We start from the raw sequence: 22,508 nt of genomic DNA on the forward strand, positions 1-22,508 counted from the left end.
GGTGTTCAGATACCCGATGGGTTGTACTTCTTCTTGGGGGTGGGTTTGCCGGTCGTTGCTGGCCTGGGCGCAGGCTTCGCCGGCGTGGACGTCGTCCGGGGGCGCGCGGTCGACGGTGGGCGCGACGCCTGCGGCGCGGCGATGGGCTGCGCCGTCGCTGCCGCGGGCGCCTTGGCCGTGTGGGAAGGCGCCGGCTCCGCCTCGGGGGGCGCCGGCTCGGGCGCCGGCGCCGCCTCGGGAGGCGTCGCCGAGGCCTCGGGAGCGGGCGGCGACGCCGGCTCCGCCGCCTGAGGCTCTGCCGGCGAAGCGGGCGCAGCCGGGGCGGCCTCCGCCGCGGCCGCGGTGGCGGTGGCGTCGGCCGCCGCGGCCGCGGGCAACGCATCGACGCGCGCCTTGCCGATCTCCGGACGCGAGCGCTCGTCGCCGCCGCGCACGACGAGCGCGACGGCCCCGAGCGCCACGCAGAACATCGCCGCGCCAGCCACGATCAGCTGGAGCCGCTTGCGCCGCTCCCCGGTCTCGAACGATCGGTCGACCGCCGTGACCTCGCCGGCGTCGTTGGCGAGGCTCCGCGAGCCGCGCCTCGCGAGGCGTTCGCTGAGCGCCGCGGCCCGCGACGCGGGCGGATCCGCCGCCGCGAGCACCTTCGTGGCGGGCACGCCGGCCGCCGGGAGGATCCGCTTGGCGGACGAGCCGAGCGGCTTGCCCTCGCGGGCGGCGGGCCGCGGGCTCACCGGCTCGGCCGGCTCGCCGGGCGCGACGTCGGCCTGCAGGGCGGGCGCGATGATGAGCCGCGGCGGCACCCCGGCAGGCCGCGCCGGCACGGCGATCTCTTCGAACGAGATCGGCTCCAGGCTGACCGGCGGCTCCTCGTCCTTCTCCGCGGCCGGTGATGCGGCCCCTCTGCTGGACGCCGGGCCGGCGCCGGCCGGCGCCGCTGCCGCAAGGGGAGACCCCACCGCCGCGGCGGGAGCGCCCTCGCGCGAGCCCGCGCCGACGTCGGCCACGGCAGCGTGGCCCTCCAGAGAGGCCCCGGGCCGGCGCTCCGAGTTCACGGCGGAGCCTGCGTCGACGGCCGCGATCGCGTCGCGGAGCTCCTGCGCGCGCTTCGACTGGATCTCGCCGATCGCCTGCCGCACGAAGGCCGCCACGTCCTCGTCGGTCGTGGGCTCGCCGAGCGTCGACGCGACCTGATCGATGGCCCGCTGCATCTCCGCGCACGTCGAGAAGCGGCTCTCGGGGTCCTTCTCGAGCGCCTTGAGGATGATCCTGTCGAGCTCGGGGTGGATCGCTCCGTTCAGCTCGCGCGGGGGGAGCGGGTTCTTGATGGTGATGTTCTCGATGGTCGCGAGCTCGGTCTCGGCGCGGAAGGGGTGCAGCCCCGTCGTGAGCACGTACAGCAGCGCGCCGAGCGAGAAGATGTCGCTCCGCCGATCGATGGGGAGCCCGCCGAGCTGCTCCGGCGAGAGGTACGGCGTCTTCCCCTTGACGATGCCGCCAGCGCGCGTGACGTGCAGGCGCCCCTTCGACTTCGCCACGCCGAAGTCGACGATCTTCACGAACCCGGCGGTCGAGATGAGCACGTTCGCCGGCGAGATGTCCCGGTGGACGAGGTCGAGCAGCACGCCGCCGTCGTCGCGGAGCTCGTGCGCGTTGTGGAGCCCCGCGCAGATCTGCGAGGCGATGCGGAGCACGATCCGCTGCGGGATGCCCCCGAGCCGCTTCGCGGCCTTCTGCAGCGTGCCGGCCGTCTCGCCGTCGACCCACTCCATCACGATGTAGAGGACGTCGTCCTCCTCGCCGAGGTCGAGGATCTCGACCACGTTGGGGTGCCGGATCCGCGCCGCGACCCGCGCCTCGTCGAGGAACATCGACTCGAAGTCGGGGTCGTCGGAGACGTCGGGCAGCATCGTCTTGATGGCGACGATCTTCCTGAAGCCGCGGGTGCCCTGGAGGCGCGCGGCCCAGACGGCCGCCATGCCGCCCTTGGCGACCGGCATGAGGATCTCGTAGCGGCCGAGGGTGCTCCCCGGGCCCAGCTGGTCCACGGCCGACGCCGCGCGACCCCAGAGCTTGTTCGGGCCCTGCATCCCGGTCGGCGTGGCGACCGTCCTGCTGGAGGTCGACGCCGGACCGTTGCCGCGCGCGCCCTCCTGCGTCGCAGGCGCCCCGCCCGGAGGCGCGGCCGCCGCCGGCGGGGGCGGCGGGGTCTTCGCTGCGACAGGGATGGCAGGCGCGGTGGCCGACGCGGGCGCGACAGGGGGCAGCGGCTGAGGCCGCTCTGCCGACGCGGGCGCGGCCGGCGGCAGGGGCGCCGACGGTGTCACCGGCGCGCGGCTCGTGGCCGTCGCCAGCGGCGGCGCGGGCGTGGCGGCCGCGCGTGGCGCCGGCGTCACGGCGGGCACCACGGGCGTGCGGCGCGTCGCAGCGGCCGGCGGCGGCACAGGTACCCGAGGCGTCGGAGGGCTTGGCGCGGGCGCTGGCACGACAGCGGCGGGCGCTGCAGCGGCGATCTTGGCGTGCGCCTCGGGCTGCGCCGGCGACGCCGCGCGAGCCGGCGGCGGCGGGCGAGGTGGCCTCGGGGACGGCCCTCCCAGGGCCGGCGTCGGCGGCTTCGGCGCCGTCCCTTCGGCCGGCGTCGGCGTCGCCCGCGCCGCCACGAGGGGGTCGCCCAGATCGCCCGGGCGCGGCGCGGCCGGCCGCGCGGGCGGCTGCTCCTTCGCCGTGGCCGCCCCCGTCGCTGCGGCGCGCTCGGTGCCCGCCCCGGCGGCGGCGCGATCCTCCGTCCCCTGGCCCGACAGCTCGATCCGCGGAAGGGTCTGTGCGGGACGCCGCGGCCCGGGCAGGTCGCGGGCGGGGACCTCGTCCACCGAGCCCCACCCGGTGTCGACGCTGGCGTGCGCCGCATCGGCGCCCGCAGGTCCCGCGCCGTTCGACGCGCCTGCGCCGGCCGCCGGCTTGGCCCCCAGGCCGTTCTTCGGCGCGGCGGCGTCCTTCGTCGCCGTCGCGCCGCTCGTCGGGCGAACCTGGCTCGCGGCGATCGCGCCGCCCGCGGCCACCGGCGGCGCGCCAGGCGTCGCCGCGCGCGCGCGCGGCGACGGCGCGGTGATCGGCTGACGCGGGCTGTCGCCGCGAGGGGAGAGCGCGCCGTCGGCCGCGGGGATCGCCACGCCCACCAGCGTCATCCCCCGCGCGCGCGGCGGCGGCCGCGGCTCGTCCGCGCCAGCGGGGCTCGCCATGGCCGCCGCGATCATCGTCCTGCGCGGCTCGATCGTCTTGCCGGCCAGCCTGCTCACCGCCGCGGCCACGTCCTCATCCCCGGCGATCCGCCCTGCCCCCGCGGCCTCCAGCGCCGCGAGCATCGCCGAGGCGCTCGCGAAGCGGCGCGCGGGATCGCGCTCGAGCGCCGTCTGGACGACCTCGACGACCTCGGCCGGGACGGCGCCCCCGGCGAGCCCCGCGAGCTGCGGGATCGGCGCCGACTGCACCTTCTGGATGACCGCGGCCTCCAGCTTCGACGAGAACAGCCGCTGCCGCGCGAGCAGCTCCCAGAGGACCACGCCGACCGAGAAGAGATCCGCGCGCGGATCGAGCGGGGCCTCCGCGTGCGCTGCCATCGCCTTGACCCGCTCGGGCGCGGCATAGGCCAGCCGATCGGGGTTCCTCGTCCCCATCGGCGCGAGCCCGGCGATGGCCCGCGCGACGCCGAGCCCGCCGACCCGGGTGACGCCGTCGATGCCGACGGAGACGTGGGTCGGGTTCAGCTCGCCGTGGACGAGCGGCGCGGGCTGCGCCGTGTGCGCGGACGCGAGCGCGCGCAGCACGTCGATCGCGATCCGGAGGGACACCGGCGGCGGCAGCCCCTCGGCGCCGGCCAAAGGCACCAGCGCGCCCAGAGGCTCGCCCTCCACGTACTCCGAGACGATGAAGACCTCGCCGTCCGCGATGCGGGCGTCGAGCACCGAGAGCACGTTCGGGAAGCGGACCTGCTGCGCCATCCCGGCTTCGCGGAGGATGCTGTCGGCGGTCTCGGCCCTCTTCGTGAGGTGCCGGTAGATGCGCAGGATCGTGACGGGCGGCGCGCTCTTCGCCTCGCCCGCGTCGGAGGACGCCCGCGCCAGCCACGTGGAGCCGATGCCACCGCCGGAGAGCTCTCTCAGCAGCTCATAGTTGCCGAGTCGCGAAGCAGAGCCCGCACCGGGCGGCCTGTCGAGCGCCATGGGATTCGCATGCTATCAGGACGTCAGAAGCTGGATCCAGCGTTCACGGCCGAAAACTCGGCGAGTTTGGGCGTGTCCGGGGCGCCCTGTCAGGTGGGCCTCGCGTGGGATCCAAGCGGGCGCTGGACGGTCGGGCCAGCGCCCGCGCGTGCGGCGAAATGCCACGTGCTCGCGAGATCTCGCCGGCGTGCGGGCGCTGCGCGTGCGGCCGGGCACACGCCCGCGACGAGCCGCAGGGCGGCGCGGCGAGGGCGCTCCGCGAAGGCGCGCCACCGCTGCGTGATCATGTCCGGAGCGAGGGGCGCGGGCCCCTCTGTTCACACACAGGTGCCCGGGTGTGGGGAGCTCGGTGTGGGCCGTCCAGGTCGGCGAGCTCAGGGGCGCGACACGCTGGACACGCGGAGCGCACCGGGGTGAACGGTCAGCGTCACGAACCTGGTTCGTCGCTCGTGGCTCGAGAAGGCGCTCGCGGCGACGGGGATCCCGTGCCGGAGCGCCACGGCGACGTGGGGGCCCGGATCGACCCGGATTGCCCGCGACGGCTGCGCCACTTCGCCGTCGAGCAGCAGGGTCACGCCGTCGGTCGCGCCGGCGAGGTTCAGCACGATCCTCGGCATCCGTCCCTCGAGGTCCTCGAGGCGCGCGTCGATCTCGGCGAGCACCCCCGGCGACGCCTTCCGCGCGTTCGCGTCCGCGCCTGCGCCTGCGCCTGCGCCTGCGATCGCGCGCGCGTTGTGGTACGTCCGCTCGGCCGTGCGCAGCCGGCCGAGCCGCTCGTGACAGAGGCCGATGTGGTACGTCACGTTCGCCGTCGGCCGCCGGCGGGCGATCGCCTCGAACCTGTCCAGCGCGTCGGCCCAGCGCCCCGCGATCTCGAGCGTCAGCCCCTGCGCGAACTGGAGCCTCAGCGCGCGCGTCGCGCTGTCGTCCTGCGCGTGCAGCCAGGAGGGCGAGAGCAGCGCCCAGCAAACGAGCCCGAGCGCGGCGGCGCGCCGCCAGCGGCGTCGGCGAGGAGCGGTGATCGGTGCGGCGCTGGTCATCAGAACCCGGGGCTCGTGATGCGGGGTCGAGATGGCCCGCGCGGCGCTTGCCAGCGCGGGGGCTTGTCCTCGTAGGCCGACGAGACGCCGTCGCTGCCGGGGTCCCTCGAGGCGCGCTCGGGCGAGCTCGGCGCGCCGCCGCGGCTCGCCGCGTTCCGTGGCGGTGCGTCGCTGCTCGTCGCCTCGGGCGCGCTCGGGCCGCGCCGCCAGGCGGCGCCGCCGTCGGCGAAGGCCGTGGCCAGCACGGGGCGGAGGCTCTCGCGCGCCGCGCTCTCGGGCCCCGCGTCCGCCTGCTCCCGCAGCGCGGCCGAGCCGAGCGCCGCCGCGAGCGCCGCGGCGCCCGCGAGCCGGATCGCCAGGATCGTCCTCGCGCGGCGCGCCGCGCCCTGAGGAACGGCGCCTTGCGGGGCGGCGCCCTGCGTGCGCCCGATCGTCGTCGCCTCCCGCCATCGAGGCGCCCGCGGCGCCCGGGTCCAGAGCCGCTCGAGGGCGCGGGCGGCGAGCCTCGGGGGCGCGGCGAGCGCGCCGCGGGCTCGCGTCACCTCCTCGGCCCGCGAGCCTGCGGCCGGCGGCGAGAGGATCACGATCGGCGCGGGCGCGCTCGCGCCGAGATCGTCGAGCGCGGCCTGGAGATCCGCGCGCAGCGAGGCCGCGTCCGGGTAGCGCCGCGCCGGGTCCTTCTCGAGACACCGGCCGGCGATCTTCCGGAGGCGCGGCGGGATCGAGCTCGGCAGCGGCGCGGGCTCTGTCTCGAGGATGCGCCGGAGGACCGCGTGGTGGTTGCCTCCCTTGAACGGCTGCGCGCCGCTGAGCGCCTCGTAGAGCATGACGCCGACCGCCCAGAGATCGGCGCGCGCGTCGATGGTGCGCTTGCCGAGCGCCTGCTCCGGGCTCATGTACGAGGGCGTCCCGAGCAGCTGCCCGTCGATGGTGATGGCGTCGCCCGCGCCCGTGAGCTGGCTGATGCCGAAGTCGACGATCTTCGGCACGATCCCCTCGCCGGGGACCGTCGCCATCATGATGTTCTCCGGCTTGATGTCGCGATGGACGACGCCCTCGGCGTGGGCGGCCGAGAGCCCGCAGCACACCTCGATGAGGACGGGCACCACCTCCTCGGGCGGCAGCGGCCGGTTCGGCTGGAGGCGGTCAGCGAACGGCGAGCCCCGCAGGAGCTCCAGGGCCAGGAACAGGTAACCCTCGTCCTGGAGCTCGCCGGCGTCGACGACGCCGACGATGTTCCGGTGCTGGAACTTGCCGATGATCTTCGCCTCCCGGATGAAGCGCCCGACGACCTGCTCGTCCCGGAGCGCCGGGGACAGCTTGAGCGCGACGTCCCGGTCGATGAGCTCATGGCGCGCCCACCACACGCTCGACATCCCACCCGAGCCGATCTGCCGGATCAGCCGGAAGCGACCTCCTGCAACGTCCCCGGCATGAAGCATGTGCCCCCTTCGCCCATCGCGCGTGAGAAGCCTTCACGCCGATCGAGCAACAACAGCGGAAAGCACGAGCAAGGCCACCGGGCCGGCCGTCCGCCGTCGGCGTCGAACCGACCCCGGAGGTGGCGACGCTCGTCAGGGGCGATAGCGCTCCAGGATGTCGCTCGAGAGCTTCACGCCGAGCTCCTGGTAGCCGCGGAAGGTCAGGTGGACGCCGTCGCGCGACGCGCGCGGCGGGCGCTCGCGGTACCAGGCCTCGATCGAGCCCCTCCCGCCCATCGCCTGGTACGTGTCCCAGAACGCGCAGCCGCCCTCCCGCGCGGCGTCGCGCAGGACGTCTCGGACGACGGGCGTGCGCTCCGGCGCGTCCCTCCGGTCCGTCGGCGCGAGCACCAGGCAGTCGACGTCGGGCTCCACCCTGCGGGCGCGGGCGAGCAGCTCGGCGAGCTGCTTCGCGTAGAGGGACGGATCCGTGGTCACGTCGCCCGCCTCGTTCGTGCCGTACTCGATCACGACGAGCTCCGGCGAGCGCCGCGCGAGCTCGGCGGCCCAGGCGAGCTCGCTCCACCGGAGCGGCGTCGCCAGGCGGGCGCCGTTGATGCCGAGCGTGTCGAGCACCACCCCGGCCCCGGCCTCCGGATCGCGCTCGACGACCAGCCCGCAGAGCTCGGCCCCGCCCGACGGCGCGACGCCGAGCTTCACCGCGCCCACGCTCGCCAGCCGCGTGTGCTGCAGCGCGCCGGGCGCCTCGCCCGCGGCCGCGCGGAGCACCTCGCTCGGGCCGCCCTCGATCGTCACCGCGACCTCGTCGGTCGGCGCGCTCGGGCGGAAGCACACGTCCCAGAGCAGCCGCGCGGAAGGCGCCGCCGAGGTGAGCGAGATCTCCGCGCGCACCGGGGCCGTCTGCGCGCCGAAGAGGATGCCTCCGAGCCCGAAGACGCCGTCGTCGGCCGGCGTGGAGCCGCCCGGAGATTTCGGGCGGGTCCGCCACTTGCCCTCGGCCGTGAGCCGCGCGCCGTTGTGGCGGTAGGCGGCATAGCCGAGGTGCACGAAGCCGAGCCCGCCGTCGCCGAAGCGCCGCTGCAGCGCGGCGCGGACCGCGCCGCTCCAGAAGTCCGCCGCGGCGTGCGAGTCGCCGAGCCAGGCGATGCGCACGTGATCCCGGCGGCGACCCTGCTCGAGCGCGCGGAGCGCCGCGAAGAAGTGGGCGTAAGCCCCGTCCTCGGGGCGCAGCAGATCCAGCTCTGGCGGGCGCGCCGGCGCGGCCTCCGCGGGGCTCGGCGCGGCCGCTTCCGGGGCGGGGGCCTCTGCGAGGCGCGGCGGGGGCGAAGGCGCGGGCGGCGCGGATCCCACCTCGGGCGCGGGCGGCGCGACGTGCTCGCGCGTCGCGCTGCAGCCGAGCGCCGCGGCCTCGAGAAGCGCCGCGAGCAGCGCCGCGACGGCGCGCCGCGACGCGGCGGAGGGGGGCCGCGCCGGCGCTCGCCGCCGCGGGGCGCGGCAGGACGCCGCACGGCGCTCCGGGATCTCCGCGCGGGCTGCGGGGCGGGCTGCGCCCCTCACGACAGCGGATCCTCGATGTCGGGCTCGGCGTCCGCGCCGACCTCGATCTCCTGGCGCTCGCGCCGCTCGCGGACGCGCTCCTGGACGGCGCCGACGAGCACGTCGACGTACGACTCGAAGGGCGGGCACGCGATCCCCGCGGCCGTGAGCACGAGATCCGCGTTCCGGGCGTCGTAGCGCACCGGGGTCATCAGCTGCTCGACGAACGCGCGCGGGCTGCGGACGAAGCGCTCGATCCCGGGCGTACGGAGCAGCGCCTTGGCGAGGTTCGACGGGATGTGACCGCGCGCGGCGCGGCGGCCGCTCGCCCGCGCGATGAGATCGAAGACCCGCCGCGCCGACAGCGGGTGCGGATCGGTGACGTGGAGCGTGCGACCCGGCGCGAGGCGGCTCAGGCCGATCGCGTGCGTCGCGCGGACGACGTGATCGATCGGGACGATGTTGAGCGGCACGTCGCCGCGGCCGGGCATCGGGATCGCCATGTCGGCCGGCGCTGCCATGATGAGCAGCACCAGGAGGTACAGGCCGTCGAGCCGGTCGATCTCCCCGGTCGTCGCGTCGCCCACCACGGTGGTCGGCCGGACGACCGCCGCCGGCACGTGGCGCATCGCCCGCCGCACGAGCACCTCCGCGCGCATCCGCGTCTCCTCCACGGGGTTGCGGAACGCCTGGCCGGCCTCGAGATCGTCCTCGTACACCATCCCCGTCCGGTCCCCCGCGACGAACGCGCTCGATTGATGGACGAGGCACTGGAGCGAGGTGCAGGCGCGGGCGAGCTCGATCACCTCGGCCGTCCCGACGACGTTCACGGCGTGGGCGGTGCGAGGGTCGGCCCCGGCGTGGCCCACGTGCGCGAGGTGGTGGATCCGGTCGACCTCGCGGGCCAGCTGCCGGAACTCGGCGCCCGACAGCCCGAGATCCATCGCCGCGACGTCCCCCTCGAGCAGCACGAGGCGCTCGCGGTCCGCCGCCGGGAGCGCGTCCCGCTCCGCGCTGGCCTGCGCCGACGACTTCGCGAGCACGACGGCGACCACGAGCGTGCGCGGCTCCGACGCGAGGATGTGCTGCAGCATCTTCCGCGCGATGAACTTGGGGAAGCCGGTGATGAGCACCACGCTGTCGTAGCCGGGGCGAGGCATCGGCTGGAGCTTACCGCAGCGGTGCGCCTGCTCCGCGGCTTTCCGCTGAGGCCGCCTCGGACCAGCGCGGGGGTGACGGGGGCGGCTGCCACGGCGCGCGCGGCGATTTTGCAGGTTCGTGGTCGATCGCGGCGGGAAGGCGCTACCGTTCGGGTCGTGATCGCGCGATCGACCTCTGCCGTGCGCCGCGGCGCTGCGGCGCTCCTGGCCATCGTCCTCGGTGTGAGCGCGGGCGCGCTGGGCTGCAAATCGCCTGGCGCGCCGTCCGACGCCGGCGCCGTGGCCCTGAGCCCCGTGCCCGCGCCGGCGGGGCTCATCGCCGAGGCGTTCCTCCCGACGCCCGACGCCACGTGGGCCAAGGCGCGCGCCCTCGTCGGCGGCTCGGCGGCGCTCCTCCCGAGCAGCGCCGGCGCCCTCGCGGCGTCGCTGCTCGGCCTGCCCATCACCGTCGCGTCCGAGATCGACGGCGGGGTGCCGGTGCTCGGCGCGGCCGTGGAGGCCGCGGATGGGGCGCGCCCGCGGGCCGCGCTCGGCCTCCACGTGAAGGACGGGGGGCGCTTCGTCGACCAGCTCACGCGAGGCGAGCGGGCGCGCTTCCGCGCGAAGCCCGACGCGGCGACCGCGATCGCGCTGCTCGAGCCGCTCCAGGGCGCGAGCCCGGTGGCCCTCGGCGTCCTCGGCAACTACCTGCTCGTCGCGGAGACGCCGGGCGACCTGATCTCCCTGGGCCCCTACGTCGCGCGGACGATGCCGCAAGCGCAGGTGCCGAAGGAGGATCTCGCGGTCGAGATCCCGAGGGCCGCGCTCGAGGGCCCGGTGCTCAAGGCGGCCCGGAGCGCCTGGGACAAGGCGCGCGGGCCCGACGGCGCGCCGCGCGCCACCGCGGTGCCGCTCGGTCCGATGATCGAGAGCGCGCTCGCGATGCTCGGCGATCTCGAGCGAGCGCGCCTCACGCTGGTGCTGGACGAGAACGCGCACCTGCGCGTCTCCGGAACGCCGAAGGCAGGGGGCGGCCCGGCGTCGAAGGCGTCGGCCGATCTCGCCGTCGGCGACGTGAAGCCGCTGCTCGAGCTGCCCGCCGACGCGCTCGTCGGGATCCTCGTCCGCGATCGGGCCGCGACGCGCGCCGAGAGCGTGCCCAGGCTCGTCGACGCCCTCGCCGGGCTCGTCGAGGGCGACCTCCCGGCCGCGGAGCGGGAGCGGCTCGGCGCCGCGATCCGCGCGGCGTCGGACGCGCGCGGCGACTGGTTCGCCGGCGGGCTCCGCTTCGACGGCGCGGGCCCCACGGCGTTCGTGCGCGCCGCCGTGGGCGACCGGGCCAAGCTCGAGGCCTCCATCCAGGATCTCCTCGGGACCGCGGAGCTCCCGCCGTTCAAGGCCGCGCTTCAGCGCGAGGGGCTCCGGGTCTCCGCGGGCAAGGCGGCGCTTCCGCTGCTCGACGGCGACGTGCGGCGGGTGCGGTTCGAGCGCACCGCCGCGGCGAGCGCGCCCGCCGGCGCGGGAGGAGCGCCGGCACGGAAGGGGCCGCAGGGCGGAAAGGGCGGGCCCGCCGCGCAGGGAGCGTCGCTTCCGCCGTCGTCGATCGAGCTGCTCTACCTGGTCCGCGACGACGGCCTCTTCGCGTCCGTGGGCAACGATCCGGGCGCGGGGCTCCGCAGCCTGATCGGCGCGCTCCAGGGAGAGCGCCTCGGCGAGGTCCCGTCCATGAAGACCGCGCTGGCGCCGCTCGGCTCGGACATCGCGTTCGCGCTGGTGGTCGAGCCGCTGCGGCTCGTCGCGAGCCGCCTCGGCCAGCCGGGCGCGGGCGACACAGCGCCCGTGGTGATCGCGGCCGGCGCCGCGCCCGAGAGCGCCGGCTCACCCGCCGCGTTCTGGGCGCGCGCCGACGTCGCCGCCACGGCGATCCGGGAACTCGCCCGGCTCGGAGGCGCCTTTTGACGAGCGCGGCACGCGCGCGAGCGCTCGTCCTCGGCGGGATCCACGCGTTCCTGCTCGCGCTCCCCGCGGGGTGCGCGACCAAGGGGGGCGCCGATTGGGTCCACGACGGCTCGAGCGAGCCGCAGATCGCGCGCGGAGGCGGCGGCTGGCTCCACGAGCCCTCCCCGGATGACGGCGATCGCGACAGGGGCGCCGGTGCCGCAGGTGATCCCCGGCGCGCGCGATCGGTCGACGGCGCGCCCGGCGAAGCGCCCGGCGCGGCGCAGGCCGATCCGGGCGGCGCCGCGGGCGCGGCTTCAGCGCAGGGCGACCCCGTGATCCTCGTGCGCGAGCACGGCCGGCCCGCGCGCGCAACGCCGGCGCCAGCGCCGGCGCCACAGGCCGCGCAGGGGCTCGCACCCGGCATGTTCCGGAACACCTACTACGACTTCCCGAGCGAGGGCGAAGGGCCGAAGGATGCGGTCCTCTACGGCGCTGCCTGCGCGCCGCTCGCGAGCGTCCCGCGCGCGTTCCACGACCAGGTCTGCGTCCAGGGCAGCGGCCGGCTCGCTTCGGGTGACACGGTAAGCTTCGCGCGACGCGGCTGCGCGTGCGCCGATGTCTGCCCGCGCACCGGCCAGCAGGTCTGCTTCGAGCGGCTCGATCCGCGGCGGTTCCCGTATGGCCGCGGCGCGACAGGGCGCCCCATCACGCCGCTGCGCACGGTCGCGGTCGACTCGAGCGTCATTCCGCTCGGCACGTCCCTCTTCGTGCCCGAGCTCGTCGGGCTGCCGCTCCCGGGCGGGGGCCGACACGACGGCTGCTTCCTCGCCGAGGATCGCGGCATCAAGGTCGTCGGGCGGCAGATCGACGTCTTCACCGGCGATCCTGCGGTCACCGCGCGCCTCAACGCGCTCTTTCCGTCGAACCGCGGCGTGCGCCCCGTGCTCGACGACGCGCGCTGTCGCGCGATCTTCGCCGCGCGGGGGGCCTCCTGAGCGCGGTCTCCCGCGGCGTCGCCGGGGGCGCCCGCGGAGGGAGCGCGAGGGACCGTAAGGCCGGCCGCCCTCCCGCGTGAAATCCGGAACCTGGCGCGGGCGCGGAGGTGATACGATTTCCCGCCTTCCGGTGGCCGAATGACTTCACGTGGCGTCCTCCCCGAGTCCGTCATCCCTCCGCCCTCGGAAGTCACGGACGCGCCGGACGAGAAGCAGCGGGCGCGCGCCCGCCTCGGGATGACCGTCAAGAACAAGTGGCGGATCGACTCGCTCCTCGGCGTGGGCGGCATGGCCTCCGTGTACGCCGCCACCCACCACCGGAACGGCTCGCGCGCCGCGCTGAAGATCCTGCACGCCGAGTTCGCGCGCGACGTCGGCATCCGCGAGCGGTTCCTGCGCGAGGGCTACGTCGCCAACAAGATCGATCACCCCGGCCGGGTCGCGATCCTCGACGACGACATCACCGAGCAGGACGAGCCGTTCCTCGTGATGGAGCTGCTCGACGGGGAGACCGTCCAGCAGCTCTGGAAGCGCAAGAGCCGGAAGCTCCCCGTCGCCGAGGCGCTCTGGATCGCGGGGGAGGTGCTCCTCACGCTCGAGAGCTTCCACGCGGAGGGCATCGTCCACCGCGACCTGAAGCCCGCGAACATCTTCATCACGAAGGACAACGTGGTGAAGCTGCTCGACTTCGGCGTGGCGAGGATGCGCGGCGCGCCCGGCGACAAGACCAAGGCGGGCACGGCGCTCGGGACCCCCTCGTTCATGGCGCCCGAGCAGGCGATGGGGCTGACCGAGGGCGTCGACGGGCGGGCGGATCTCTTCTCGATCGGCGCGACCCTGTACGCCGTGCTCAGCGGGCAGCGCCTCCACCAGGGGCGCTCGGACAACGAGGCGTTCATCCTCGCGGCGACGACGCCGGCGCCGTCGCTCGCGCGGATCGCGCCCGAGCTGCCCGCCTCGGTCATCGGCCTCGTCGACAAGGCGCTCGCCTGGGACAAGCGCAGCCGCTTCGAGTCGGCCGCGCAGATGCGGCAGGAGGTGCTGCGCGTCCTCGAGGAGGTCGGCGCGTCCGTGCCCCGCCGCTCCTCGCCGCAGAGCACGAGGCGCCCCCCGCCGGACGACTCGCCCACGGCCGTCGGGATGCGGGCGGCGGAGGAGCCCGCGCCGCACGACGAGCCGGGCGAGGCGGAGCCGGACGACCCCGCGGTCACGCGGCTCACCGAGGTGTTCCGCCGCATGGAGCGGCTGCTCCCGGCGGTGCGTCACTACGGCTGGACCCACCCGGACGCGGACAACAAGCTCCGCGCGACCTTCCAGGCGATCGTGGAGGCGCTGCGCGCGGACGGGAGCCTCGTCCACTGGACGCTGACGCCGTACGCCTTCGAGCATCGCCGGCGGACGGTGTGGGAGCCGTCGCACCCGCTCGACCTCGTCCCGTACAACCTCTTCGCGGCCGGCGTGCGGCGCGTCCAGCTGCTCCCTGGCATCACGGAGGACGAGCTGCGCGCCCTCTGCGAGGTGCTGCTGCTCGATCCGCTGCGCGACCTCGCCCCCGAGGACGACGTCGCGGCCGCCCTGTGGGAGCGCCGCCTCGAGCACGTGCGCTACGACGTGGTGAGCGTCTTCGTCGAGGGGGACGCGGCCGATCGCGAGCAGTTCTGGCACGAGGCCGACGACCTCGAGGGCATGGCCCGGCGCGCCGCCGAGGAGAAGGCGAACCGCGCCGAGGCGGCGGCGATGGTCATCGACACCGACGCCGCCGCGCTGCGGGCCGCGCGCCGCGCCGCGAGCGCGCTCGCGCTCGACCCGGTCGCGCAGCGCGCGCTCGGCACGCAGCTCGTCATGAGCCCGGACCGCTGGAGCGAGCGCTTCGTCGAGGTCGTGGCCGACGCCTTCCTGAACGCCAGGCGGTACAAGGACGTCGAGCTCGTGACCGAGCCGATGGCCGCCTCGGCGCGCGATCTCATCCTCGCGCGCCGCTTCGAGGTGCTCTTCGGGATGCACGACGCCATCGAGAAGGCCCTCGAAGCGCTCGCGCCCAGGCAGCAGGGGGGCGCGCTCGCGACGGAGCTCGCCCGGGGGATGTTCCCGCCCGACACGATGCGGCTGCTCCTCCGCGAGGCGACGCGCGTCGTCATGACGGCCGCCCCCGGCGGCGCGGCGCAGCCCGCCCCCGTGGACCTCGATCTGGTCGCGCAGCGGCTCGCGCCCATCCTGCACAAGCTCGGCAGCGAGACCCTGCCCGTCGCGATGGAGGTCGTGGGGCACACCGGCCACGAGGCGCTGCGCCGCGCGCTGCTCGGCCACGTCGAGCGGACGCTGCCCGGGCACGAGGAGGGGGTCGTGGACGCGCTCATGACGCTGGATCTCGACGTGGCCCGCCCGATCCTCAAGATGTTCGCCGCGTCGCGGACGCAGGGCGCCCTGGGCGCGCTGAAGCGGCTCTCCGGGTGCGCGAACGCGGCGCTCCGCTGCGAGGCGATCGCGCACCTCGCGACGAGCCCCGAGCAGATCCGGGACGAGCTGCTCTCGCTCGCCGAGTCGGCGCCGCCCGACGTGCGCGTCGCGGCGCTCCGCACGCTGGCGCACCACCAGGTCCGCGCGGCCGGCCCGCTGCTTGTCCGCCGCGTGCAGGACAGCTCGTTCCACCAGCTCACGCTCGACGAGCGGCGCGAGTTCCTCGGCGCGCTCTACACGCTCAACCCGGCGCGCGGCGAGTCGGTCGCCGTCGAGCTGCTCCAGCGGCACGGCCTCCTCGCGGACGACGCGGCGGAGCAGACCCGCTGCCTCTCGGCGGAGCTGCTCGGCCGCGAGGCGCGCTCGCAGGAGGCGCTCGACGCCGCGCTCGCCGCCACGAAGCGGCGGCCCTGGAACAGCCAGGCGCTGCGCGACGCCGCGGGCGCCGCCGCCGAGGCCATCGCCGCGCGCCTCGGCAAGCGGATCTCGACCGCCGGGGAGGTCCCGTGACGGCGCCCCAGGTCGACGTCATCAGCCAGAACGTGTCGGAGAACATCCGCCGCGAGCAGGCGCGCGATCTCGCCGCCAGCGTGGTGCAGGCCCTCTTCCGGCTGGTGAAGCTCTCGACCCTGCACGCGATCGACAACCAGGCCATGGTGCGGCAGGTCGAGGAGACGGTCTCGCTCGTCCAGGACTTCGGCCAGCGCTCCGGTCACAACGTCTCGATCCTGTTCACCCGCGGCTCGGTGTTCGTCTCCGGGCAGCTCCTCAAGGCGAACCGCGCCGTCTACGAGGGCGCGCTCGAGCTCGGCGACGTCCTCGGCCGCTGCGGCTACTCCGAGATCGGCGTCGCCAAGGACGTCCGCGCGAGCGATCTCTACGCCCTCGCCTCCGCGCTCGCCGAGGCCCTCCGCAGCAGCAAGCCGGCGCTCGCCGAACGCCCGGCGCCGCGCGTCCGCCTGCGCGCCGTGGACGAGGCCGTGCTCCGCCGCGAGGTGGCGATCGATCGCGAGGGCGACGAGACCTCCGCGATCGTGCGCACCTACGCGACGGCGATCGTGATCATCCGCCGGTTCTACGACGACCTGCGGCACGGCCGGTACATCCTGCGGCAGGGCGTCAAGCGCATCACGCAGCGCCTCGTCGACCTCTCCGCGAACGAGACGCCGGCCTTCCTGGGCGTCACCGCGCTGCGCAACCAGAACCACGACGACGCCGGGCGCGCCGTGAACACCGCGATCCTGAGCCTCGCGATGGCGCGGCAGATCACGAGCGACGTCGTCCTGCTCCAGCGGCTCTCGATGGCGGCGCTGCTCTTCGACATCGCCCGGCCGCGCCTCACGGGCGCCGCGACGAGCGGCTCGGGCGGGCTCGTCCCGCAGCTGAGCGAGCAGCAGGAGGCGGACGTCCCGGCGGGCACGGCGGTCGTGCTGACCGCGCTCGGCCTCGTCAACGAGCCCAGCGTGATGCGCACCGTCGTGGCTTACGAGGCGCACTGGGTGCGCCGCCAGCCGGCGCTCGGCCCTGTCTACCGCGGCCTCCGCCAGCCGACGCTCCAGGCGCGGATCCTCGCGACCGCCCGCGCCTTCAACGACCTCCTGACCGCGGCCCCGGGCGAGGCGCCGCTCTCCGCCGACGAGGCCATCGCCAAGCTCGAGCGGGAGGCGGCCGATCCGGCGGACCGCGCGGTGCTGCGGCTGCTCGTGGGCGCGCTCGGCATCTTTCCGACCGGCACGCTCGTGGAGCTCTCGACAGGCGAGGTCGCGCTCGTCGTGCAGACGCCGGCGCACCCGGCCCGGTACTCGCAGCCGCGCGTCCGGCTGGTCCTTGACGCCGCCGGCGGCCCCATCCCGCGCGCGCTCGAGGTCGATCTCGCCGAGCGGCCTCGCCAGGGCGAGCCGCCGCGGCACATCCGCCGGATCGTCGCGACGAGCGACGACCCCGCCGCCGCGTCGATGCGCGCCCACGCGGCGATCCAGGAGGCGCCGCAGGTGTCGCTCCGCTCGCCGGCGCTCGCGGCGGAGTCGCCGCCGATCCGCAACGCGCCGGCGTCGCCGCTCGGCAACCTGCGCATGCCGCCGCAGCAGCAGATCACGCGGCCCTCGTCGCCCACGCTGCCGATGACCAACGCGCCGGCGAGCCGGAGGACGCAGCCGCGGGCCAGCGACGCCGCCCGCGGGCCCGCCTCGCCGCCCGATGCCACGTTCGGCGGGCTGCCGGACGACGGCGCGGACGCCAGGATGCTCGCGGATCTGCCGCCTGCGCCATCCGGCAGGCTGTCTCCGCCCTTGCGGTCAGGGCGCACGACGGCGCGCTGGCCCGATCCACCGCATCTGGAGCCCGCCGCGGTGGCGAACCCAACCTCGCCCGCCCCGGGCGCTCATGGAGAGGAGTCGTGGTCGGTGCAGACAGACAGCGATCCGGACGAGGTCCCCGAGGAGAGCGCGCGGCCGCCGTCGGTGCGCACCCGCGGCTGGGGAGATCCGCCGCAGCGGCGCGAGCGCAACCCCGTGTCCGATCTGCCTCCGTCGGCGATGGCCGGTCCGATCGCCGTGCTGTCGTTGCCGGGCGACCCGCCGACCGCGGAGGGCACGCTCGCGCGCACGCCGCTCGTCCACCTGCTCGTGTACATGCTCGACCGGCGCCTCACCGGCACGACGTGCTTCATCGACCCCGACGGCGTCCGCCACGGCATCTTCTTCAGCGAAGGCGTGCCGGCCAAGATCTGGACCGGGACGATCATCGCCCCGCTCGATCGGGTGATCCTCGATCTCGGCCTCCTGGACGAGGCGACGCTGCGGGAGACGCTCCGGGACATCACCAAGCGACGGGTGCTGCATGGCCGGCTGCTCGTCTCCCGGGGCCTGCTCGACAGGGAGACGGTGTTCGGCGTGCTGCGCGAGCAGCTCGTGCGCAAGCTCGTCGCGCTCTACGATCTCCCGCCCGCGACGCGTTACGCCTACTACGACGCCCAGAACCTGCTGTCGTCCTACGGCGGTCCGGAGCTCATCGGGTGCGAGCCCCTCGCGGTGATCATGGCGGGCGTCCGGCTCCACGCCGACGATCCGCTGATCGACACGACCCTGGACCGGATCCAGAACCGGCAGCTCGGGCTCCACGTCGAGGCCGAGCTGAAGCGGTTCCAGCTCCATCGCGACGAGGCGGCGATCGTGGATCTCCTGCGGATGCGGCGCATGACGCTGGCCGAGCTGCTCGCCGCCGGCGTCGCGCAGGAGCGCGTCGTGCGGCTGATGATCTACGCGCTCGCGATCACGCGGCACCTCGATCTCGGCGCGCCGGGCCGGCGCCCTGTCGGGGTCGGCGGTCCCGCCGGGCCCGGCCGGGAGCGGGCCGCTGGCCGCGCACCGCAGCGGCAGCCCGACGACGTCGCCGCGCCGTCCAGCAGGCGCGCTGGGGTCCCGGTCGCCCCGCGCCGCTCCACGGCGCCACCCCCTGCCGCGGCGCCGGAGGCGGCGTCGTGGACCGGCGCGCCGACGCCGAGCCCGGTGGCGCCCTTCGACCCGCGCGCGTCCGGCGGCGATCCGGGCGGCGGTTACCGCGGCGTGGATCCCAAGGCGCTGAGGCCGCCTCCTGCGCCGACCTTCGCCGGCGCCCGCGTTGCGGCGCCGCAGGCGCCCACCGTCAAGATGGCGGCGGTCGGCTCGGAGGGCGGCAGGGCCGGGCGAGGGGCGGGGCGCGCCGAGGCGCCGTCGCCCGTGCCGCCGGCGCGCGCCGTGGAGCCAGCGAAGCCGCAGGGACCGGCGGCGCTCGCGCCCGATCTCCCGCCGCTGCCGCGCGCCGCGCCGAACCCCGAGCTCGCCGCGCGCCGCGCGGAGATCGAGGCGCGCGCCGCGTCGATCGACGGCGAGGGCTTCTTCGAGATGCTCGGCGTCGCGGAGGACGCCCCTCCGGAGCGCGTGCAGAGCGCCTATTTCGCGCTCGCCAAGCGGTGGCACCCCGACCGGACGCCGGCGGAGCTCCAGGACGTCAAGCCGCTCGTCGCGCGCGTGTTCGCCCGCATCAGCGAGGCCTACCAGACGCTGAGCGATCCGAAGCGGCGCGCCGAGTACCAGAGCGCGCCGAAGGAGGCCCCGCCCCCCGCCGAGGACGAGCAGCGGATCGCCCGCGCCGTCGACGCCGCGCTCGAGTTTCAGAAGGCCGAGATCCTGCTCAAGAAGAACGACCTCGCCGGCGCCGAGGCCCGCGCGCGGCGCGCGCTCAACGCCGACCCGGAGCAGCCCGAGTACATGACGTTGTTCGTCTGGATCCAGGCGCAGCGGCGCGGCGATCCGCCCGTGCTCGCGGAGGGGGCCACGAGCGCGCACTACGACGATCTGATCCAGACGCTGGATGCCGTCCTGGAGAAGGAGCCTCGCTACGAGCGGGCGCTCTTCTACCGCGGCATGCTCCTCAAGCGCTCGGGGAGGATCGACAAGGCGATCGGCGATTTCCGCCTGGCGGCAGAGCTCAACCCGAAGAACCTCGACGCCATCCGCGAGGTCCGCCTGCAGGAGATGCGGAGCCGCACGACCAGCGATCCGACGCCCGCGGGCGGTCTCCTCGGCAAGTTCTGGAAGCGCTGACGCGCTGACGCGCGCGCGCCTCAGCGCACGCGCGTCAGCGCGCTGCCGCGCGCACCGCGCCGAGCGACCGCAGCGCGCGGCAGACCGTCTCGTCGCGGCAGGGCCCTACCCGCCCTGCGTGCGCCGGCCAGGGCACGTCGCGCACGCGGTGCAGATCGCGCACGTCGGGGCCTCGCCACGGGCCGAGCGCCCGGTCCACGCGCGCCTCTCGCTCGCTCGTCGCCGGCAGCGACAGCTGCACCTGCGGCACGATGCCCACCTTCTGCACCGGCGCGCCGTCGGGGAGCGCGTAGAGGAGCGTCGTGAGCCGCAGCACGCCGACGTGGGCGTCGTCGTCGAGGTACTCCTGAGCGCACCCCTTGCCGTACGTCCGATCGCCGATGATCACGCCGCGCCGGTAGCTGGCGATCGCGCCGGCGATCATCTCCGCCGCGCTCGCGGAGTCGCCGTCGACGAGCACCGCGAGCGGCCCGCTCCACCCGCGCTCCTCCGGGACGTCGGGCGAGCGCTCCACCTCGACGCCGCCGTCGCGGCGCCGCATCGGGAACAGCGGTACGCCCGGCAGGAACAGCCCGAGCGCGGCGATCGCGCCGTCGGTCGAGCCGCCGCCGTTCGCGCGCACGTCCAGCATCACGCCCCGCGTGTCGCCCTGCGCGCGCGCGCGGAGGAGCGCCGCCGCGACCCGATCCCCGAGGTCGTCGGGCACGTCGGGGATGGCGATCACCGCGATCTTGCCGTCCCCGTAGCGCACCAGATCGAGCGGCAGCTCCGAGGGCGCCGCCTCGGCCGGCTGCGGTCCGACCGGGTGCGGCGCCACGGTCAGCTCGAGGGGCGCGGCGACCCCGCGCCGCAGCAGCGTCACGCGAGCGGTCGTCCCGGGGTGCACGTCGGACAGCACGGCGAGCTGCTCGGCCTGCTCGACGCTCATGCCGGAGATCGGCAGATCCTGGATCCGGATCACCACGTCCCCGTCCTCGAGCGGCGCGAGCGCGCCGCGGTCGATGCGCACCCCGATCGCGGTGCGCGTCATCTCTTGCCAGAGCCGGGCCGGCGGGTGCGCCTCGAGGTCGAGATCGTAGATGGAGACCTCCTCCTCGAGCGGCGCCCAGGCGCCGTGGGCGTCCAGCTGGGGCACGTAGGCGCGCACCGCGGCGGCGATCACCGTGCGCGCCCAGCCGTCCTCGCTCATCGAGGGCGCCGCCCGCTCGCGCACGGCGTCGGCGTACCGGGCGAGCGGCTCCCCGACATGCGCGCGCAGCCCGCCGACCTCCCGGCCGAGCTTGCGCGCGAGGTCCCGGGCGCTGCGCGTCACCGCGCCGTCCTCGAACGGCGCCGACGACACCAGCTGCCACGCCGCGGCGTGGGTCGCGGGCGGGCTGGCCAGGCCGCGCCGGTAGCCGTCATCGAAGAGCCCCTCGAGCTCGCGCGACCACCGGGCGAGCTCCTGCCCGACGCGCAGCGCCGCCGCGCACGGCCCGCTGCCCACGGGCGCCTGCAGCTCGTCCAGGAGCGCGGCGGCTTCCCGCTGCAGCGAGGCGCCCACGGGCGTGTCGGGGGCGACCGACCACAGCCCGTGCGGATCCAGCCAGTCGGAGGTCGCCTCGGCAAACTTTGCGGGATCGACGCGGAGCGGCGGAGCGGCCAGCGTGGTGCGGGCCTGGGCCACGATGGCGCGGGCCTGCTCGCAGCCGAGCGACGTCGGCGCCCCTGTCGGCACCGCGATGCCGCGGTCGAGGGCGTTCGGGTCGCAGCCGGCGCCGTCGATCTCCTCGTCGTCCGGCGCGACGGTGTGGAGCAAGGGCCGCGCGATCCCGCGCCGCGCCCTCGCGAGGGGGATCTCCGCCTCGCGCGAGAGCAAGGCGAGCGTCGCCAGGCTTGCGGCGATGCACGCGACGGAGCCCGCGACGCGCGTCCTCACTGCTCCCCGGATATCACGATGCGGCGCGCGGGGGCAGGGGCGACCGCGGCGGCGTCCGCGCGGAGAGCGAGCGCGCGCGCCGCGCGGGCGGCGCCGTCGCCCGCGGCCCGGGGCCTCGGCGCGCACCTCGTCCGCCTCGTTCGCCGCTCGTGCGCTGTGGATCTGGGCTCAGCGCTGCGCATTCGTGCTCCTCCGCTTTCCCGCAAAGCTTTCGCTTCCGTCGAGGGATCCGAACACGTTGCGCATTCCAGCGCAAAAAAAGGCGATTTCCTAGGGTCAATCCCGGCATCACGCCTGCATCTGCCCCGGTGCCGCCCGCCGGCCCGCAGGGGCTCGCAAGCCCTCCTTGATCGGCGCGCGGTGGGAGAGCGGAGAGATCATGAGCGCCACCTGGGATCGTGCGGCATTCTCGGCTTATCGTACAGAGCTCGCGAACTACGCCACCCTGAGCCCGGAGGCCGAGCGGGAGCTCGCGCTCCGCTGGCGAGCTGGTGACCGGGACGCTGGCCGGCGCCTCATCGAGGCGTGTCTGCCCTTCGTGATGACGATCGCGCTCGAGTACCGCCGCTGGGGGCTGCCGATGGAGGACATCGTGCAGGAGGGGAACATCGGCCTCCTGAAGGCCGCGGAGCGCTTCGATCCGGACCGCGGCTGCCGCCTGGCGACGTACGCGGCCTACTGGATCCGGGCGGAGATCCGCGAGCACGTGGCGCGGGGGTACCGGATCGTGCGCCTCGGGTCGTCGAAGAGCGAGCGGCGCGCGCTGCGCATCTACCGCAAGACGCACGAGAAGGACCCGGCGGTGCTCGCGGAGCTGAGCGGCCTGTCGGAGGAGCGGGCGGCCGAGCTGCTGCCGCTGCTCATGGCGCGCGACGTCAGCCTGGAGCGCTCTCCGACCGAGGACGGCGTAGCTCCGGTGGAGCGGCTCGCGTCGAGCGCGCACACGCCGGAGGACGAGGCCTGCGACGCCGACGAGCGCGCGCAGCTCTCGCGCGCGCTGCTCCAGGTCGTGAACGAGCTGTCGCCCCGCGAGCGCTCCATCATGAACCAGCGCTGGCTGACGGACAGCCCCGTGACGCTCGAGCAGCTCGGCGCCGACTTCGGCGTCAGCAAGGAGCGCGTGCGGCAGATCGAGGAGCGCGCCAAGAAGCGGATGCGCGCGCGCATCGAGGAGATCACCCGCGAGCCCATGGCCAAGAGCGCCTGAGGCGCGCGTGGCAGCGAGACGCGGCGCGCT

Annotated in this window: 11 protein-coding genes; 5 read left to right on the forward strand and 6 right to left on the reverse strand. The window is 75.7% G+C overall.

Annotated features, from left to right (window positions below):
- Positions 1 to 5: 5 nt before the first annotated feature.
- The 5 genes from WMF22_RS04760 to WMF22_RS04780 form a co-directional block, all read right to left on the reverse strand.
- Positions 6 to 4,220, reverse strand: coding sequence for a protein kinase domain-containing protein (locus WMF22_RS04760; protein ID WP_438034986.1), 4,215 nt, complete (start codon positions 4,218 to 4,220; stop codon positions 6 to 8).
- Between the two features lie 374 nt (positions 4,221 to 4,594).
- Positions 4,595 to 5,260, reverse strand: a complete 666-nt coding sequence (locus WMF22_RS04765) for a tetratricopeptide repeat protein (RefSeq protein ID WP_438034987.1) — start codon at positions 5,258 to 5,260, stop codon at positions 4,595 to 4,597.
- Positions 5,260 to 6,702 carry a protein kinase domain-containing protein gene (locus tag WMF22_RS04770; RefSeq protein WP_438034988.1) on the reverse strand — a complete coding sequence of 481 codons (1,443 nt, stop codon included), beginning with the start codon at positions 6,700 to 6,702 and terminating at the stop codon, positions 5,260 to 5,262. Before WMF22_RS04770 ends, WMF22_RS04765 begins: the two co-directional genes overlap by 1 nt.
- 132 nt (positions 6,703 to 6,834) lie before the next feature.
- Positions 6,835 to 8,259 carry a GDSL-type esterase/lipase family protein gene (locus tag WMF22_RS04775; protein WP_437297920.1) on the reverse strand — a complete coding sequence of 475 codons (1,425 nt, stop codon included), beginning with the start codon at positions 8,257 to 8,259 and terminating at the stop codon, positions 6,835 to 6,837.
- Positions 8,256 to 9,398, reverse strand: coding sequence for an SDR family oxidoreductase (locus WMF22_RS04780; RefSeq protein ID WP_437297921.1), 1,143 nt, complete (start codon positions 9,396 to 9,398; stop codon positions 8,256 to 8,258). The genes WMF22_RS04775 and WMF22_RS04780 overlap by 4 nt, the downstream gene beginning before the upstream one ends.
- A gap of 156 nt (positions 9,399 to 9,554) precedes the next feature.
- Here WMF22_RS04780 and WMF22_RS04785 point away from each other — a divergent pair, with 156 nt between their 5' ends.
- The 4 genes from WMF22_RS04785 (at position 9,555) to WMF22_RS04800 (ending at position 19,353) form a co-directional block, all read left to right on the forward strand.
- Entirely contained in the window at positions 9,555 to 11,336 is a 1,782-nt protein-coding gene (locus WMF22_RS04785; protein ID WP_438034989.1) for a hypothetical protein, read from the forward strand.
- Complete coding sequence (locus WMF22_RS04790; protein WP_438034990.1) at positions 11,333 to 12,313, forward strand: 3D domain-containing protein; 981 nt, start codon at positions 11,333 to 11,335, stop codon at positions 12,311 to 12,313. Before WMF22_RS04785 ends, WMF22_RS04790 begins: the two co-directional genes overlap by 4 nt.
- 138 nt (positions 12,314 to 12,451) lie before the next feature.
- Entirely contained in the window at positions 12,452 to 15,280 is a 2,829-nt protein-coding gene (locus WMF22_RS04795) for a protein kinase domain-containing protein (protein WP_438034991.1), read from the forward strand.
- Entirely contained in the window at positions 15,277 to 19,353 is a 4,077-nt protein-coding gene (locus WMF22_RS04800; RefSeq protein WP_438034992.1) for a DnaJ domain-containing protein, read from the forward strand. The genes WMF22_RS04795 and WMF22_RS04800 overlap by 4 nt, the downstream gene beginning before the upstream one ends.
- Before the next feature lie 34 nt (positions 19,354 to 19,387).
- On the opposite strand, the gene WMF22_RS04805 is transcribed toward WMF22_RS04800, so the two are convergent.
- The gene (locus tag WMF22_RS04805; RefSeq protein ID WP_438034993.1) at positions 19,388 to 21,271 is read right to left on the reverse strand and encodes a S41 family peptidase; all 1,884 of its coding nucleotides are present in this window, start codon (positions 21,269 to 21,271) and stop codon (positions 19,388 to 19,390) included.
- Between the two features lie 379 nt (positions 21,272 to 21,650).
- Here WMF22_RS04805 and WMF22_RS04810 point away from each other — a divergent pair, with 379 nt between their 5' ends.
- Positions 21,651 to 22,478 (forward strand): sigma-70 family RNA polymerase sigma factor, encoded by an 828-nt coding sequence (locus WMF22_RS04810; protein ID WP_437297927.1) that lies wholly within the window; start codon positions 21,651 to 21,653, stop codon positions 22,476 to 22,478.
- Positions 22,479 to 22,508: the final 30 nt, after the last annotated feature.

It is taken from the genome of Sorangium sp. So ce204, from assembly GCF_051526795.1.
Lineage (GTDB): Bacteria > Myxococcota_A > Polyangia > Polyangiales > Polyangiaceae > Sorangium > Sorangium cellulosum_B.

What these genes read in the sequence shown, in the direction of transcription:
- WMF22_RS04795 (WP_438034991.1), top strand. Translation starts at nt 12,452, where the DNA reads ATGACTTCACGTGGCGTCCTCCCCGAGTCCGTCATCCCTCCGCCCTCG.
- WMF22_RS04770 (WP_438034988.1), bottom strand. Translation starts at nt 6,702, where the DNA reads ATGCTTCATGCCGGGGACGTTGCAGGAGGTCGCTTCCGGCTGATCCGG.
- WMF22_RS04760 (WP_438034986.1), bottom strand. Translation starts at nt 4,220, where the DNA reads ATGGCGCTCGACAGGCCGCCCGGTGCGGGCTCTGCTTCGCGACTCGGC.
- WMF22_RS04765 (WP_438034987.1), bottom strand. Translation starts at nt 5,260, where the DNA reads ATGACCAGCGCCGCACCGATCACCGCTCCTCGCCGACGCCGCTGGCGG.
- WMF22_RS04810 (WP_437297927.1), top strand. Translation starts at nt 21,651, where the DNA reads ATGAGCGCCACCTGGGATCGTGCGGCATTCTCGGCTTATCGTACAGAG.
- WMF22_RS04780 (WP_437297921.1), bottom strand. Translation starts at nt 9,398, where the DNA reads ATGCCTCGCCCCGGCTACGACAGCGTGGTGCTCATCACCGGCTTCCCC.